This window comes from Candidatus Saccharimonadia bacterium (assembly GCA_035544015.1).
Taxonomy (GTDB): domain Bacteria; phylum Patescibacteriota; class Saccharimonadia; order UBA4664; family UBA4664; genus UBA5169.
In genome coordinates, this window is sequence record DATKIP010000093.1 from 86,481 (window position 1) to 103,449 (window position 16,969).

Genomic DNA, 16,969 nt, shown 5'->3' on the forward strand with positions numbered 1-16,969 from the left:
GCCAAAAACGCCCAGCCCATTAATACTGATTGAGACCAAATTCTCCATGACCACCTAGCCACCCGAAAGGCGGTACCGTATGGGAAGTCTACAGATTTGGTTGATCGTTATAGGAAGCCTCGCTGCAGCTCTGGTGCTGTGGTACGTCGTGTGGCCGCTCTGTGCCTTGGTGCAAGCCTGGCTGAGGGTGAAGGCCGCCACGATCACCGCATCGCGCGATGGACGCGTTGAGGCGGCCCGAGCCAAGGGCCAGCAGCTGGCCGCGGAGGCCAAACTGCAAACAGCTCGCCTCCAGACGGCCGCCAAGGCCGCCACCGCCACGGCCGCATTCAAGGCCCAAACCATTGCGGAGCAGAGGGTGATTGAGGCCGACGCCGCGACCCGCGTTCAGGCCGCGAAAGACACGCCTCCCGCACCTGCCAAACCGCCACCACGCCTGGCCCGTTCGGACCTGTTCTGGAATATCAGGTTCTGGGCGAACTTCGCGGCCGCGATCGTGATCGTGGTCGGTGCCATCGGGTACGGCATCTTCAAGTACGACCAGGCCTCTACCCGGCCGCACCAAGCCACCATCCTGGTGTGCAAGGTGTCGGACAACCCGCTCGACACCGACCCGCCCAAGCTCGAGACCGCCAGCGGTTCATACTACATCAACAAGGGCACGTTCGGCGCCACCTACTACCCCGACCCGAGCAAGGGAAAGAAGTTCTTCGGGCCCAACAGGCAATACGCCATCACCTTCCACGGCATCTGGCCTGGAGATCGGTATGTCATTGGTGCCACCGAGTTGCCCAACACGGAGCAGCAGTGCGCCGGCTCGTAGACCTGCTGCGGCCCGGGGACCAGCTCCCCGGGCCGCAGGCCCAGCCCCTTGATCGCTCCGCTCAGATATGCTAAAGTACCCGGGTTATGGAAGCCATTCGTCAACTCGAACTCAATTACCGCAAGCCCGCCCTGCCCCAGGTGCAGACGGGTGATACCGTGCGTGTGCATCAGCTCATCAAGGAAGGCGCCAAGCAGCGTATCCAGGTGTTCGAAGGCATTATCATTCGCACGCACCGCATGAACGAGCTGACCGCCTGCGTTACTGTTCGGCGCATTGCTTCCGGTATTGGCGTCGAGAAGACCTTCTTGCTGCACTCACCCAACGTTTCCAAAATTGAAATTTTGCGCCGAGCCAAAGTCCGCCGCAACTTCCTCTCCTTCCTGCGCGAGCGCCGAGGCAAGTCGGCCCGTCTCAGGGAAATTAGCTTCGACAAGATCGCCGCCAACGACGTCTCCACGCCCGAGACGCCCGCCGGCGACACCGATGAGACCGAGGTCATCGATGCCGAGCAAGCTGAAGACGCCCTCACCGATGCTGTGCCGCTGGCTGATGTTGAAAAATCCGAAGCCAAAGCCGCCGCCAGCGAAGACGAACCCAACACCGCTGCCGATACCGGCACTCCCGACGAACAGCAAGCCCCCGCCGACGAGGCCGAAGCCGGTGTTGCCCAAGCCGAGCCTGGCGAAGGCAAAGCCGTCCAATCGTAGCCAAAATCCTTTAGTGTTCATCTAAAACAGCGCCGTTATACCGGTGCTGTTTTTTGGTATAGAAGTCGGCCGTTTTGCGGTATGCTGGTTGGCATGACGGTCATATCTGGAATTCCCGCTACCACCCGCACCCCCCGGCATGCCGCCGCCCCCGGCTGGCGCGCGGTACTCCCGCTGGTGCGCGCAGGCCGCACCATCATCGGCATCGACGAGGTCGGCCGCGGCGCCTGGGCCGGCCCGGTAGTGGCCGCGGCCGTAATCTTGCCGCCCCGCCTGCGCCTTCCCGGCCTCGGCGACTCCAAAGCCCTCGCAGCCCCGGCCCGCCGCCGCCTCAGTCGCGACATCCGTCGCCGCGCCCTCGCCGTGGGCATCGGCTGGGTGGCCGCCGCTGAGGTTGACGCCCACGGCCTCAGCTGGGCAGTGCGCGAGAGCGGCTTGCGCGCTCTGGCCGGCATGAGCCTTGAGGCTGCCGTTATCATCCTCGACGGCAGACACAATTACCTGCGGGGCACCCACGAGTCGCAGGTGTTTGTGAAAGCCGACGCCACCATCTCACCGGTTGCCGCCGCCTCGATCATCGCCAAGGTGGCGCGCGATGCCTACATGCAGCGGCTGCACCGGGCCGACCCCCGCTATGGTTTCGACCAGCATGTTGGCTACGGCACCGCCCTGCACGCTGCCGGCCTGGCCGCCCACGGTCCCGGCCCGCAACACCGATATAGCTTTCGTCCCATCCGGGAGGCCGCACGTGTCATCGGTTGAGACCGGCCGCGCGGGCGAACAGCTCGCCGCTCAGCACCTCGCCGCCAGTGGCTTTGCCATTCTCGCGCGCAATTGGCGCAACCGGTGGTGCGAGCTCGATATCGTCGCCCGCCGCCACGGCATAATTCACTTCATCGAGGTTAAATACCGCTCCGACATCCGCTACGGCTACGCGGCCGAATACATTTCGCGGGACAAATCCGCGCGCCTCATGCGCGCCGCCCTGGCCTGGAACCAGGCACATGGTTACGACGGCCCCTACCAAATCGACGTCGTCACCGTTGAGGGCAGCCTCGAACAGCCCCAGATCGCGCACCTCGAAAACGCCGTCGGTGGATGGTAGCCGGCTGGCCGCATTAGCGGGCCTGCGCCTGCTCCCAATCGGCCAAAAACGCCGCCACGGCCGCCGCGTCGCGATCTGCCCAATCGGCCCGCAACTCCACGCTTTCCACCGCCTGATCCGTCGGCCGGCCCAGCGCCGGGTGCGGGTGGCTGTCGAAAAAGTCCCGGATCTCGGCTGCTTTCGCGTGTGTCGCAAAACCCGCGCCCACAAACAAAGGAAAATGCTCCAGCATATGGCCGCCCGCTCCGTAGCGCTCCAGCCATAGATTCCAGTGATCTTGGACCCATTGCCAGGTAGCGTCGCGCCCGTCGCGGTTGCGCATGCCCCAGGCTAGCGCAATGTAGAGGTCCTGCGGCCGTACCGCCTCGGTCAGTGCGTACGCCAAATAGCGCGCAATCAGGGCCGGCTGACGAAAACGGCCCATTGCCCCCAGTAGCCCCAGTTTGATCTGCGGCACCGGTTCGCGCTCATAGCGGCTTTGCATAGCCTCAAACTCGTGTTCACCACCATGTCTCGCCGCCGCAAACAGCAGCGCCGCCACCACGTCCGGATCTGTTTCGGCTCCGTCCATCCAGGCTGCCCAGCGTGTCTTGGCCTCCTTCACCACTGTCTCATCATCAAACCGAATCGCCTGCTGCAATACCAGTGGCCGCATCAACGTATCAAACGATGACTCATCGTCGGCGGCCTCCCAGCCCAGGCGCTTCACGTTTGGTCCCACGAGCCAATGCCCAAAATGGTCGAGTCGCTCGCGCAAGGCCGCATCCTCGACGGCATGCGACAAATCACCCAACGCACCACTCACTCCGGTCCACACCACATAATTCGGCTCATCGCGCAGCGCCGCCACCAGTTTCAGCAACGCCGTGCTGGTCGTGACACCGGCTTCAGTAGCCGCCGTCACGTCGCCGATGATGCCAAACCGGTCCACCACCGCCAGCTCGCGGGTGTGCAACGGCGCGGTCAAAGCCTCGATCATCCCCTCGGTGTAGTGCGTCCGGAAAAATCCCGTTTGCCCCGGATTGGGCTTAAACCAATCCGAACCCAATATCTCGGCCGACAACATGTCGCTGTGCTTTCGCAGCAGCTCCGTGGGGGTCTCCCGCCCGCCGGGCAGCAGCACATTAAACGGTATCGGCCACAGCGACGCATCCTGGCCTTTGGCCGCCTGTCGCGGCGAGCTGTAAAACCGCCGCTGCTGTACCTCGCCGTCGTCAAACGTCACCACCGGATACCCTGGCTTGCTCGTCCAGGCCGACATCAGCGCGTCCACCGGCTTGCCCGATGCCGCTTCCAGCGCCCGCCACAGATCGTGCGTCACCGCGTTGGCGTAGCTGTGCTTCGTGAGGTACGCATGCAGCCCCTTGCGAAAGTCCTGATCTCCCAAATAGTGGTGCAGCATGCGGATCACACTGCCTCCCTTGCTATATGACACCGCATCAAAAATTTCGTCGAGCCCGCGCGGGTCCTCTACCTCCACCTCAATGGGGTGAGTGCTCACGAGGCTATCGAGCTCCATGGCGCGACCTGTTTCATCGGCCGTAAAGTGCGCCCAGATCTCCCACTCCGGGAACCGCGCGTTGCGCGCCAAATCGGCACACCAGGTCGCAAAGCCTTCGTTGAGCCACAAATCGTTCCACCACCGCATCGTGACGAGGTTGCCAAACCACTGGTGCGCTAGCTCGTGCGTCACGATCTCGGCCACGCGCTGCTTGGCCATGAGCGAGGTGCGCTCAGGATCGAGCAGCAGCGCCGTTTCGCGGTACGTCACCAGTCCCCAGTTTTCCATCGCGCCGGCCGCAAAATCCGGCAGCGCTACCATATCGAGGTTGGGCAGGGGATAGGGAATGCCAAAATAATCTCCGAAAAATGATAGCGTCCACGTCGCCATATCCAGCGCAAACGCCAGCTGGTCTTTGTGTCCCGGCGTTGCCAGTGCGCGCACCCGCACGCCCTCGGCCGTCTCGCCCTCCAGGTACTCAAACTCGCCTACCACATACGCCAGCAAGTAGGTGCTCATCTTGGGCGTGGGCGCAAAGGTTACGCGCTTGCGCCCCTCGCCGGCCGGCGTCTCCTCGGTCGCCACGGTATTCGACAGCGCCATCATGCCCTCCGGCACGGTCAAATTCAGCTCAAACACCGCCTTGGCGCTGGGTTCGTCGATCGCCACCAGCGCCTCGCGCGCATGCACCGCTTCAAATTGCGTGGTCGCAATGAGCTGCTCCTGGCCGTCGCGCTGGTAAGTGCTGCGGTAAAAACCATGCAGCGAGTCGCCGATGACACCGCGCACCCGCATCGACAAGTGATGCATGCCGGCGCCCACGATCTCCGCAAACGCAAACGTCACGGTCTCGGTCTTCTCGTCGAGCTTCACCGACTCCGGGCTGAGCTTGCCGTCGAGCTTCACCTCGCTCACTTCCAGCCCAACCGCATGGAATACCAGCTCGTTTGATGGCTCCACCACGGCAAAATCAATCGATTCATGAATCGCAAACCGTGAACCCGCCATGTCAACGTCAATGTCCAGCGCGTACCGCTCGGGCACAATAGTATCCAAAAGACGAGCCACCTTTGCCATGCACAACCTCATGAGTTACAGATCACCATTATATCGACAAACTTGCCGCCAGCCCACCCCCACGCTATAATGTCTCTTGTAGCCGGCCAGCAGGCCGGTCATTTTTATCACACAGCGCCACAATTGAATAACAACAGAATAAGGAGTTCACCACTATGCAAACCAATTTTTTAGCCGCTATCAACCTCATCGCTGAGGAAAAAAATCTTCCCCGCGACATTATCATCGAGACCGTTCAGGCCGCGCTGGCCGCGGCGTACAAGAAAGATTACAGCGACAAAGATCAAGAAGCCCGCGCCGAGCTCGACGAAGAGACCGGTGAGGTGCACATCTATGAATCCAAGGCTGTGGTACCAGACGGCGAGGTCGACAACGAATTTCTCCAAATCGGTCTCTCGGACGCCAAAAAGATCGACAAAAAGGCCGAAGTGCGCGAAGCCGACGTCGAAGCCGGCATCGAGCCCTACATGGTCGAAATGGAAGCCCACCCCGAAGACTTCGGCCGCGTGGCCGCCCAAACCGCCAAGCAGGTGATCATTCAGCGCCTGCGCGAAGCCGAGCGTGAAATCGTCTTCACCGAGTACAAAGACAAAGAGGGCCTGGTGCTCAACGGCAACGTGCAGCGCGTCGAAGGCAGCGTGGCCTACGTCGATCTGGGCAAAGCCACCGGCGTATTGTTTGCCTCAGAGCAAATTCCCGGCGAGCGCTACTACACCGGCCAGCGCCTCAAGGTGTTTGTGGTGCGCGTAGAGCAAACCGCCCGCGGACCGCAGATCGTGCTCAGCCGCGCCCACGCCCACATGGTGAAGCATTTGTTCGAGCTCGAAGTGCCCGAGATCGAGGCGGGCAGTGTCGAAATCGTCGGCATCGCCCGCGAGGCCGGCATCCGCTCCAAGGTCGCGGTGCAATCGCACGCCTCTGGCGTCGACGCCGTCGGCACCTTTGTGGGTGGCCGCGGCTCGCGCGTGCAGGCCGTCATGAGCGACCTCGGCGAAGAAAAAATCGACATCATCCCCTACGCCGAAGACCCCGAAACCTACATCGCCAATGCGCTGTCACCCACCAAGGTCGTCAGCGTCAGCCTCAATGACGTCGAAAAGAAGGCCGTGGTGCGCGTGCCCGAAGACCAGCTCTCGCTGGCCATCGGCAAGCAGGGCCAAAACGTCCGCCTGGCCGCCAAGCTCACGGGCTGGAACATCGACATCATTTCGGCCGACGAATCACGCATCGAAGCCGCTGCCGCAGCCGCCGCGGCCGAACCCGCGCCCAAGGGTGGTGACCTCGAGAGCTCGCTCATCGACGCCATCAACCAACAGGCCGAAATCGACCCCGCCCGCAGCGAAGAGGTCTCAGGCGGCCAAACCGACGTGCTCTCGGGCCGCGAGTCCAACGACTAGCCACCGCGACCGCCGGCTCGCCGGTTGCACCCAGGCACATAATCCGCTACGGTAACAATCGCCGAAGTTGGCATCCCTCCGTTCATCTCCAGCCCCCGAAGGAGCGCCGTGAGGCGGTTATTTGGCATCCTCGCGCTCATAGGCATAATCGTCTATGTTGTCCCGCACGCTAGCAACGGTGGTCCAGGCGCCACCCAAACCGGCCGGCGGGGGATCGTCACGTCCCAAGCCCGCATCGATTACTCCAAGGTGACAAGTCGACTCACGGAGCTAAAGCTCGGTCCGCTAGTGACGAGCCAAAGCTCTGGCGCGCAGCGTCAGGTGGCCACCACCAAACTGCTTGCTAGTGGCCTCGTCACCGCGGTCAAGTACGATCAGCGCATTCGATGCTACCCGCTCGATGACCTCAGCCAGCGTGCCGCCAAGATGTATTGGGGGCTCGTGCAGTTCTTGCAGGTGATCGTAACCGCCGGTTTCGTCGTCGGGGTCAGCTGCGTCAATACGGGCCACGATCGTGACGGTGCACTCCATCCGTTATGGCGGGCTATGGACATAAACTACGTCAATGGTCGGCGGGTTAATACTCGTCTCGATCAAGTCTGGCGGTTTGCGCGCTGGGTGATGGGTCTCAATACGGCCGATCTACCCACCGAGGTCGGTAGCGACAGCGATTTCATTGACCACAGTCGTATGAAAAAGGCCGGCCGAGGCCCGTTTATTGTCGATCCAGCCCATTTTCACTTCGGGTATCGGCTATGACCTGCCCGTCAACTTCCGGCGGCCCGCCCGTGCCCGTGATCGGGTGCGGGCGGGCAATCCGGCCTGGGCGCCGCACCGGCATTACGTGCGCTATGTACAATGTCTAAAGTTTAGACATTTGCCGTAGGTCCGAACTCAAATAACCGTAAAAAGTCTAAACTTTAGACCACATCACCTTCATGAACACCCTCCAGCCACCAAAAACCACCCGCCAAGTCCGCACCAAGTACACGCCGCTCAGTTACGAGCGCCTCGCCATCCTTCTCGCCGTCGCTGCGGGTCCCATCGATTGCGCCCGCATCGCCGAGCAAGTACTGGCCGATACTGTCGCCAATATCGTCCTCAAGAAAAGTACAGCCTATTATCTTATAAGTGAATTGACCACTACCGGTCACCTGCAAAAACACGGTTCCTACACCCTCACCGCCAAAGGTCGCCAAACCTTGCAACGCGAGCTCGCGCGCCTCGAACAACAGCGCCGTCTCCTGCTCCAGCGCCTACCGCAATGACGTTTAGCACTCGCTTGCATAGAGTGCCAACAATGCTATACTATCTGCATATCTCGCGTACTCTTGACTACCGGATGCCAGCGTGGGAGGGTAACGGAAAGGACATCAATCATGGCCGATTTTAGCTCACAGTTCGATCGGTTCACCGAGAACGCCAAACGCAGTCTCGAAAACGCCGAGGCCATCGCCACCCAAATGGGTTCCAGCTACGTCGGCACCGAGCACATTTTGCTCGGCGTGCTGCAGCAAGAGACCTCCATCGGGGCCAAAATTCTCAAAAATGTCGGCGTCACGTTCGAAAAAGCCCAGCTGGTACTGAGCTTCTCGCAGCAGTTAGCCGGCGGCGGCTACAAAGGCGCCTCCGAAACCGCTAAGCGTACGCTCACCTACAGCATGCGCGTGGCGAAGGAATTCGGGCAGCCTTACTGCGGTACCGAGCACATTTTGTTCGCCATCCTGAGCGAAAAAAGTGCGCGCGCTATCAGCTTGCTCAAAAACGACCTCCAGATCGACCCCGCTATCATCCGCGGTGAGCTCGAAAACTACCTCGGCAACCAGCAATACTTCTATGCCGACGAAGAGCGCGGCGGCGCCCGTACCGCCAAGGGTGGGGGAGGCGGCAACGCCGGCAAATCCAAAACCCCCGCGCTCGATCACTTTGGCATCGATCTCACCGCCAAAGCCGGCGACAACAAGCTCGATCCCATGGTGGGCCGCGAAGCCCAGATTAGCCGCGTCATTTCTATCCTCGGCCGCCGCAGCAAAAACAACCCCGTGCTCATCGGCGAGCCCGGCGTTGGCAAAACCGCCATCGCCGAGGGCCTGGCTCAGCGCATCATTGCCGAGGAAGTCCCCGAAATGCTTCTGCGCAAGCGCCTCGTCATGCTCGACCTGGCGTCGGTCATCGCCGGCACCAAGTACCGCGGCGAATTCGAAGAGCGCCTCAAAAAAATCCTCGACGAGGCCAAAGCCACTCCCGAGGTCATCCTCTTCATCGACGAGCTCCACACCGTGGTGGGCGCCGGCGCGGCCGAAGGCGCCATCGACGCCGCCAACATCCTCAAGCCCGCGCTCAGCCGCGGCGAAATTCAGGTGATCGGCGCCACTACTCTCGACGAATACCGCAAGCACATCGAAAAAGACGCCGCCCTCGAGCGCCGCTTCCAGCCGGTGCAGGTCCCCGAAACCACGCCCGAAGAGACCGTCGACGTGCTGCGCGGTTTGCGGCCCCGTTACGAAGAGCACCACCGCGTCGAAATCAGCGACGAGGCCATCGAAGCCGCCGCCAAGCTCGCTAAGCGCTACGTGGCCGACCGTTTTCTGCCCGACAAGGCCATCGACCTCATCGACGAGGCCGCCAGCCTCGCCCGCATCAAGCGCGGCGGCTCCAGCAAGGCTTTGCGCAACCTCCAAAAACAAGTAAGCGAAATCCGTGACGACATCGAAAACGCCGTCTTCGACCAAGACTTCGAGCTGGCCGCTCGCCTCAAGACCCGCGAATCGGTCATCCAAAACCGCCTCAGTCAGCTCAAACTCAAAGAAGGCGCCGCCGATGCCGCCGTGCGTATCACCGCCGAAGACATCGCCCAGGTCGTCTCGCTCATGACCGGCATCCCCGTCACGCGCCTCATCAAGACCGAAGTCGACAGCCTCCTCAAGCTCGAAGACTCGCTCAAGCGCCGAGTCATCGGCCAAACAGAAGCCATCGAAGCCATCTCCCGCAGCATCCGCCGCTCGCGCACCGGCGTGTCCGACGCCCGCCGTCCCATCGGCAGCTTCATTTTCCTCGGCCCCACCGGCGTCGGCAAAACCGAGCTCGCGCGTATGCTGTCCGAGGAATTGTTCCACGACCGCGATGCCATGATCAAGATCGACATGTCGGAATTCATGGAGCGGCACAACGTTTCGCGCCTCGTCGGCGCCCCCGCCGGCTATGTCGGCTACGACGAAGGTGGTCAGCTCACGGAGCAGGTCCGGCGCAAGCCCTACAGCCTCATCCTTTTCGATGAGCTCGAGAAGGCCCACCCCGATGTGTTCAACATGCTGCTGCAAATCCTCGAAGATGGCTATGTCACCGACGCCAAAGGCCGCCGCGTCGACTTCCGCAACACGGTCATCATCATGACCTCCAACGTCGGCGCCTCCGACATGAACCGCGAAGTCGAGCTCGGTTTCCGCACCGAAACTCCGAATGAGGAAAAAGCCCTCGAGGCCACTCACCTCAAGGTCAAAACTAAGGTGCTCGAAGACCTGCGCAAGCAATTCCGCCCCGAATTCCTCAACCGCATTGACGGCACACTGGTCTTCAAGACGCTCAGCCAAAACGACATCAAAAAGATTCTTGTGCTTCAGCTGACCGACTTGAGCAAACGCCTCGATGAACAAGATCTCAAGCTCAAAGTGACGTCCTCGGCCAAAGGACTCCTCGTGGAGCGTGGCTACGACACCAAACAGGGCGCCCGCCCGATGCGCCGTGCCATCCAGGATCTCCTGGAAGACCCGCTCGCCACGGGGCTGCTCGACGGCCGCTTCGAAGCCGGTGATACCATCACCGCCACCCGCCGCGGCGACCAAATCCACCTCACTTCCGAGCGGCCTGCCCCCTCGCCAACCACCACGGTCGACGAAGCGGGCCGCGCCTAAGGTAGCCTAGAGACCGCAACCGCACTATCAATAAATCCGTGGTGTGGTGGCCCTGATCGGATTGCGACCAGGGCCACCATGGCACTCTCCCGGGTGCGAGGTGGCGGTTACGCCACCGGACCAGTCGGGCCAGCCGAGCGGGGGTGCGCCGACTGGAGCTCGGCGATTTGTTGATCGCGCTGAGCTATCAGTTCCAGCAGAAACTGTTTCTCCAGCTGCTGTCGAGTCCGATCGGGAGCCGGCATCGAAGTCGGCAAATCCCGGATCAGCCGACTCACGACCTCGGCCGCGAGCCGCGGAGCATGGGGTAGCTCCAGGGCCAGCCGTTGGCGTATCTGTTTGCCCAAGGGCAGGAGCCGGATATAAGACGTAGACCGTCTGCCTCCGCGCTCGATCATCTTGTGCTCGGCGAATGTTTTGAGCAGCGCCGACACGGCTGTACTCCCCACCGAACCGAAAAAGGGCCGAACCAAGGCCAGACTCGCCTTCCGAAGCATCTCTCCTGGTTGAGCCTCGATGTACAGAAGCAGTTGATACAGATGACCCCTGGTGCCATACGCGATCCCCGTCAGGGTCTCGGCTAGCTCGGCCGCCGCTGGCAGTCGTTCGTAGCGCTCCAAGTAGCTTCCGTAGTACTCTAGTGCCGCGAGACCAGCAGGCGTAAGGACTATGAACAGAGGGGGAGTCTTCGGGATCGTGCTCTTCGTGATGGTAATGAGTTCGGCCGCCTGAAGGCTCGGCAGCAGCTGGCGAAGAACAGAATTCGGAAGACCGGTGATGGTCTCCAGCGGCTTGAGCTGCGGGCAGGACCATCGCTCCCCCCGCTGCCGAATAAACCGAAGAATCATCAGACCCTCCGGAGCTCGGCTGAGGCCACCCATCGTTCCGTCCAGATCGGCTTCATCGAAGACGCCGACTACCGCAGGGGAGGTGGGAAGCACCATATCGGCTCTGGAGCCATACTGGTGCCACAGCTCCCGCCCAAGCGCGGTCCAGCTTAACGAATGGCCGTCTCCCACTCTCTGCCATGTCAGGTAACCGCCGGCCTCACTGTCTTGAAGTAGTTTGCGGATCCACCATTCACTGATGTCGCCGCACCACTCCTGGAGAGTATCGAGCGAGAGGTCCGACACCTCCCCCTCCCTGTCGGCTAGATGACGCAGGAGGACGACGGTCAGGAGCGGGGAGAAGAGCGTCGCCACCGACGGGGAGAAATCCGCCTCGATCGTAGCCTGCCAAGCAGTCTGAAATGCCATCACCTCCCGTTTCAGGTCGTCGGTCTCACCATCCAGGAACACTTCGAGCTCCTGGATGGCGCTCCAGCCGGCTGGAGTTAGCCGCGTGTAGGCCCGAGTCTCTTTTGAGACGCGGGGCCCCCGATCGATCAGTTGGTGGCTTTCGGCAAATCGCAGCGTGCGGACCTCCAGCCGGCTATACCTACCGCCAAGCAGTGGGCTCGGCTGGATATTCATGACCGGCCCGCAGAGACCCTCTGGCTGGAGCGCCAGCCAAGACAGCAGGAAGTAGAGCTTGCGTAGGCTGGGCCGGAGCAGGCGCCCGCTTTGGTTGAGGGCGGTAAGGGTACCGATCGGCTCCTGGGCCGCCGCTAGTTCGAAGACACCCCCCTTCGGCAGCGCTAGCTGGACTCCCTGATTCTGTAGGTAGCCGATGAGTGCGGCCGGAGTAGAAAGCTCCAGTCGCCGCATGAGCCGGTAGAGCTCGGGCTCGGATGGTGGTGCCCCCAGCTCAAGGAGGCCGGCTTCGAGCCGCCGTTGTCGCTCTACCGCCGTTAGGCCTATCCTGCGGTTCATAGGGAATCCACCTCTCTCGGCCGGAGAAACTGCACTTGGGAAGGGCCATCCGTTGTCGCAATGAACTGCATTTCGACTCGGGATCATTCCATTATGCCGTCAAATGCGGCCACCGCAAACTCTAGCGGTATCCCGAGGCCTGTAGCTCAAAGAGCTCATGGTACCGCCCACCCAGCGCCACGAGCTGTTCGTGGCTCCCGCGCTCCGTAATGGTGCCGTTCTCAAGCACAATAATCATGTCGGCGTTGCGCACCGTGCTAAACCGATGCGAGATAATGATGGTTGATTTCTCGCGCTGGTTGGCCGCAATTTGCTCAAAGATCTCAAACTCGCCTTTGGCGTCAATCGCCGACGTCGGCTCATCGAGTATCAGAATGCTGGCATCGCGGTAAAACGCTCGCGCCAGCGCGATGCGCTGCCATTGCCCGCCCGACGGCTCAATGCCGTTCTTGAAACTGCGATTGAGAATCTGGTCGTACGTATGCGGATACTCCTCGATAAAGCCGTTGGCGCCCGCCTCCTCAGCCGCTGCCCGCACTTCGGCCGAATTGGCCTTGGTGGCGGCCCGGCCGAGCGCGATATTGTCGCGCACGCTCAAGGAATCGTAGCGGTTAAAATCCTGAAACAGCGCCCCGATGCGTCGGTACCAGCTGGCTGCATTGATCGCGCGCAAATCCTGGCCATCCACCAGAATTCGTCCCGACGTCGGATCGTAGAGCCGCAAGAGCAGTTTAATAAGCGTAGTTTTGCCGGCGCCATTCGCCCCCACGATCGCCAGGCCCTCCCCGGGCTCGAGCACAAACGACACCTCCCGCAACACCTCATGCTCGCCCCCGGGGTAGCGAAAACTTACCTTCTCAAATTCAATCCGGGGCGGCGGCCCGGCCGGTTCGAGCACCACCGGCTCGGCCGCCTCGGGCAGTCGCGGCTGAAGCGCCATCATCTCGAAGTAATCATTCACATACAAGCTACTCTCCTGCATCGTGTGCAGGTTGCGCACGAGACTCGAGCCAGCACTGGCGTAGTTGTCAATCACCTGGCGATAAAACACGAAGCTCCCCAGACCCGACCCGCGCGCCATCACGCGCAGGAGCAACCAGGCCTGCGACCCCACGCTCACCACAATGTCGAGCACGCCGGCAATGGCCCGCTGCTTTTGAGCGCGCCGCTCGATACCAATTTGAGCCAAATGCGCCGCTCGGTAGTGCTGCTCCCAGCGTTTGATGAGCGCGTTTTTGAGCCCGTACAATTTAATTTCCCGCAGGCTGATCACGTTCGACAGCAACCCCCGCAGGTACCACTGCAGCCGCCAGTCGTTGCCGCGCTCGTCCCAGCTGCGCCATTGCGCCATGCTCGTGCGCACCTCGATCACGAGCACCGGAATCAGCCCCAGCGTAATCGCCAGCGCAATCAACGGCTCGAACGCCACCAGCGCAATCGCCGTCGACACCAGCTGCACCACACTATTGCCCGCCATCAAAAAATTGCGGTTGAGTCGCCGCATCGATGACAAATTCTGACTAATCTTGTTGAGCTGGTTATTGAAGGCCTGGTCTTCGTAATAGGTTTGATCGAGCGCGTGAACCTTTTCAAACAGACTCCGCTGCACAAACAAATCAAACTGCATACCGAAAACATCATCGAGATAAAAACTCCAGTAGCTCGTTTGGTTAATCACAAATTGCAACAAACCAATCGCCACCATGAGCCACAAAAGGCCCACAATCGGTCCCGGATGCGCCACGCGCTCAGCGATGCCGCCGAGCACCAGCGCCACCAAAAAGGCGTTTAGGAGGGGCAAAAGACCCTGAACCACCGTTATTACTACCTGCAACACATACAGTCGCGGCGACACCCGCCAGTTCATAGCTACTACCCGGCTCAGCGTGCGTGAAAAGCTGCCGACACCGCGCAGGCTGACCCTCAATTTGCTCATAATCATAGCTCCTACACTAGCACAATTGCGTGTTCGCATTTTGTTCGCAACCTGCTACAATAATATCAGACATGGCAAAACTTTCTACCAAATATGTCTGCCAAACCTGCGCCGCCGTTTATTCCCGATGGATGGGTCGTTGCGAGCAATGCGGCACCTGGAACTCGCTCGTCGAAGAAGTGCAGGCTGCGTCGGCCGGCGGTTTCGGCAAGACGCGCTCCGCCGCCGCGCTCAAGCCCACCACCATGGCCGACGTTACCGCCGAGCATTCACCGCGCCGCACCACGGGCCTGGCCGAAGTCGACCAGGTACTGGGCGGCGGCCTCGTGCCGGGTTCGGTGATCTTGCTCTCGGGTGATCCCGGCATCGGCAAGAGCACCCTGGTGCTGCAGATCGCCGCCGCCGTGGCCAGCCGCGAGCGCGTGCTCTATGTGAGCGGCGAAGAGAGCACAGCGCAAATCCGGCTGCGAGCCGAGCGCCTCGAGCTCGCGGGCAGCAGCCTGGAGCTCCTCGCCGGCACGGGCGTGGACGCGATCGCCGCGACGATTGATCAGGGCGACTACGGCCTCGTGATTATCGATTCCATCCAAACCATGGCTGTAGAGGCGCTCACCGGCTCGCCCGGCACCGTCGGCCAAATCACCGCCAGCGCCCAGGCGCTCACGGCCGTGGCCAAGCGCCGCGGGCCGGCCATGCTCATCATTGGTCACGTCACCAAAGAGGGCAATATTGCCGGGCCCAAAATTCTCGAACATCTCGTGGATGTCGTGTTGTACCTCGAAGGCGAGCGCTACGGCGCCTTCAAGGCCCTGCGCGGCGTTAAAAATCGGTTTGGTTCCACCAGTGAGGTCGGCATCTTCGAAATGGGGGAGCACGGCCTCGTGCCCGTCCCCAATCCGTCCGAGGCCCTGCTCGCCGAGCGCCGCCCGGCCTCCGGATCGGTGGTGCTGGCCACTCTCGAGGGCAGCCGGCCGTTACTCGTTGAGGTCCAGGCGCTGGTCTCGCCCACGCCGTTTGGTTACCCCAAACGCACCGCCGTTGGCTTTGACCTCAACCGCCTCAACTTGCTCGTAGCCGTGCTGGGTAGACGCGCCGGTCTCAATTTGAGTTCATCCGACATCTATGTTAATGTAGTGGGCGGATTGCGGGTCACCGAGCCGGCCGCAGATTTAGCAATTATTTTATCCGTAGCTTCGGCTCTCCAAGACACGCAGGTCCCCCAAGGGCTCGTCGCCTTCGGCGAAGTAGGACTCAGCGGCGAAGTTCGGTCAGTGGCCCAGTCCGCCGTCCGCGTGGCCGAGGCCGCTCGCCTCGGGTACAAATTCGCCATCGGACCGGCCTTTGGCGCGGCCCGCGGCCTCACCGGAGTGGCCGACGTCGCTGCGGCCGTCAAGCTCCTGCGTACCAGCAAGCATTAATGCAAGGATTTATTTTCATGACTCCCACAATGACCGTTTCTCTCGCCGTCGTCAGTGTATTACTAATAGTACTAGCGCTGCTGCGGCTGCGGCATGTCTCGCTGCAGGGGCTCGTATTTGGCCTCAGCGGAGCCATAATCGGCCTGCTGCTGGGCGCTCTGGCCAGCGTTCCGCTCAGCAAACTGCCCGACCCGGTCGGTAATGTCTTGCCGCTGGCGGTATCGCTGGCGCTGACGCTCATCGTGATGGGCGCCGTGCTTTCACGGCGGCGGGCTTTGCTGGCCGCCATGCCGTTTCTGGATGTTAAATCGCGCACTGTGGTTCAGCCGGCCGTAGCCGAGCCCGAACCCGTTGCTCCAGCTGAGCCCACGCTGCCCCAAATTCTCGTCGACACCTCGGTGATCATCGACGGCCGCATCGCCGATATTGCCGCCGCCGGCTTTGTGCCCGGCCGCCTCACGGTGCCGCGGTTTGTGCTGGCCGAGCTCCAAAACATCGCCGACTCCGACGACGCCATGCGACGGGGCCGCGGCCGCCGGGGCCTAGACGTGCTCAACACCCTGCGCGAGCTACCCGATGTCGAGACCTCGATCATCGAGGACGATGTCCCGGGCGTACGCGAAGTCGACGCCAAGCTGGTGGCCCTGGCTCAGCGATTTAGCTGCAACGTGCTCACTACCGACTACAATCTCAACCGCGTCGCCCAGATTCAGGGCGTGCGGGTGCTCAACGTCAATGAACTTTCCAACGCTATCCGCCCGGTGGTGCTGCCCGGCGAGGAGCTGCTAGTCCGCGTGGTCCAGCCCGGCAAAGAGCGCAACCAAGGTGTGGGATACCTGGCCGACGGTACTATGATCGTCGTTGAAAACGGCGACAAACTCATCGGCCAAGAAGTGTCTACCGAGGTCACCCGCGTCTTCCAGACCGTCGCCGGCAAAATGATCTTTGCCGTGCCGCGCCATGGCCTGGGCGGCGCCCCGGCTGCGGCGGCCACGCCCATCGCCGCCGACCCCACCACCACGCCGGCCCCCGCTGCCGCTCCCGTAGCCCCCGCGGCTGCCCCCACCGCCCCCCCGGCCGACAAAGACGCCGCCCAGCGCAAGAATCGCTTCGGCCGCCACCGGGGGCGCGGCAACGGCAACAAACCGGGCCCGGCGGCTGGTGGCCAAGACGGCCAGTCGCTCGAAGACCGTGTCATCGCCGCCACCACCCCGCCAAACGAGTAAAAATTTGGTATAACTAGACCTGGGTTCTGACGTCTACGAAGGGATGAACTCGTG

13 protein-coding genes are annotated in these 16,969 nt (G+C 61.8%); 10 read left to right on the forward strand and 3 right to left on the reverse strand.

Annotated features, from left to right (window positions below):
• Positions 1 to 79: 79 nt before the first annotated feature.
• The 4 genes from VMT30_06850 (at position 80) to VMT30_06865 (ending at position 2,638) form a co-directional block, all read left to right on the forward strand.
• Positions 80 to 823: a hypothetical protein gene (locus tag VMT30_06850; protein ID HVQ44652.1), complete on the forward strand. Its 744-nt coding sequence runs from the start codon at positions 80 to 82 to the stop codon at positions 821 to 823.
• A gap of 86 nt (positions 824 to 909) precedes the next feature.
• Positions 910 to 1,533: a 50S ribosomal protein L19 gene (gene rplS / locus VMT30_06855; protein HVQ44653.1), complete on the forward strand. Its 624-nt coding sequence runs from the start codon at positions 910 to 912 to the stop codon at positions 1,531 to 1,533.
• Positions 1,534 to 1,626: 93 nt separating this feature from the next.
• Complete coding sequence (locus VMT30_06860) at positions 1,627 to 2,295, forward strand: ribonuclease HII (GenBank protein ID HVQ44654.1); 669 nt, start codon at positions 1,627 to 1,629, stop codon at positions 2,293 to 2,295.
• Positions 2,282 to 2,638 (forward strand): YraN family protein, encoded by a 357-nt coding sequence (locus tag VMT30_06865; GenBank protein ID HVQ44655.1) that lies wholly within the window; start codon positions 2,282 to 2,284, stop codon positions 2,636 to 2,638. The genes VMT30_06860 and VMT30_06865 overlap by 14 nt, the downstream gene beginning before the upstream one ends.
• Before the next feature lie 13 nt (positions 2,639 to 2,651).
• Here the strand turns inward: VMT30_06865 and VMT30_06870 are convergent, their stop codons facing one another.
• Complete coding sequence (locus tag VMT30_06870; GenBank protein ID HVQ44656.1) at positions 2,652 to 5,216, reverse strand: M1 family metallopeptidase; 2,565 nt, start codon at positions 5,214 to 5,216, stop codon at positions 2,652 to 2,654.
• Positions 5,217 to 5,371: 155 nt separating this feature from the next.
• On the opposite strand from VMT30_06870, the gene nusA reads away from it, so the two are divergent.
• The 4 genes from nusA to VMT30_06890 all read left to right on the forward strand — a co-directional run bounded on the left by nusA (position 5,372) and on the right by VMT30_06890 (position 10,524).
• Positions 5,372 to 6,613 carry a transcription termination factor NusA gene (gene nusA / locus VMT30_06875; protein ID HVQ44657.1) on the forward strand — a complete coding sequence of 414 codons (1,242 nt, stop codon included), beginning with the start codon at positions 5,372 to 5,374 and terminating at the stop codon, positions 6,611 to 6,613.
• Between the two features lie 108 nt (positions 6,614 to 6,721).
• A complete protein-coding gene (locus VMT30_06880) occupies positions 6,722 to 7,372 on the forward strand; it encodes a hypothetical protein (GenBank protein HVQ44658.1) in 651 nt (216 codons plus the stop codon).
• 179 nt (positions 7,373 to 7,551) lie between these two features.
• On the forward strand, positions 7,552 to 7,881 hold the full coding sequence (locus VMT30_06885; GenBank protein ID HVQ44659.1) for a hypothetical protein: 330 nt from the start codon (positions 7,552 to 7,554) through the stop codon (positions 7,879 to 7,881).
• Between the two features lie 111 nt (positions 7,882 to 7,992).
• Entirely contained in the window at positions 7,993 to 10,524 is a 2,532-nt protein-coding gene (locus VMT30_06890; GenBank protein ID HVQ44660.1) for an ATP-dependent Clp protease ATP-binding subunit, read from the forward strand.
• 107 nt (positions 10,525 to 10,631) lie between these two features.
• On the opposite strand, the gene VMT30_06895 is transcribed toward VMT30_06890, so the two are convergent.
• Together VMT30_06895 and VMT30_06900 are read right to left on the reverse strand one after the other, a co-directional pair.
• A complete protein-coding gene (locus VMT30_06895; GenBank protein HVQ44661.1) occupies positions 10,632 to 12,335 on the reverse strand; it encodes a hypothetical protein in 1,704 nt (567 codons plus the stop codon).
• Positions 12,336 to 12,456: 121 nt separating this feature from the next.
• On the reverse strand, positions 12,457 to 14,271 hold the full coding sequence (locus tag VMT30_06900; GenBank protein HVQ44662.1) for an ABC transporter ATP-binding protein: 1,815 nt from the start codon (positions 14,269 to 14,271) through the stop codon (positions 12,457 to 12,459).
• A gap of 71 nt (positions 14,272 to 14,342) precedes the next feature.
• On the opposite strand from VMT30_06900, the gene radA reads away from it, so the two are divergent.
• Both radA and VMT30_06910 read left to right on the forward strand, forming a co-directional pair.
• Positions 14,343 to 15,689, forward strand: a complete 1,347-nt coding sequence (gene radA, locus VMT30_06905) for a DNA repair protein RadA (protein ID HVQ44663.1) — start codon at positions 14,343 to 14,345, stop codon at positions 15,687 to 15,689.
• Positions 15,690 to 15,718: 29 nt separating this feature from the next.
• Complete coding sequence (locus tag VMT30_06910) at positions 15,719 to 16,915, forward strand: PIN domain-containing protein (GenBank protein HVQ44664.1); 1,197 nt, start codon at positions 15,719 to 15,721, stop codon at positions 16,913 to 16,915.
• Positions 16,916 to 16,969: the final 54 nt, after the last annotated feature.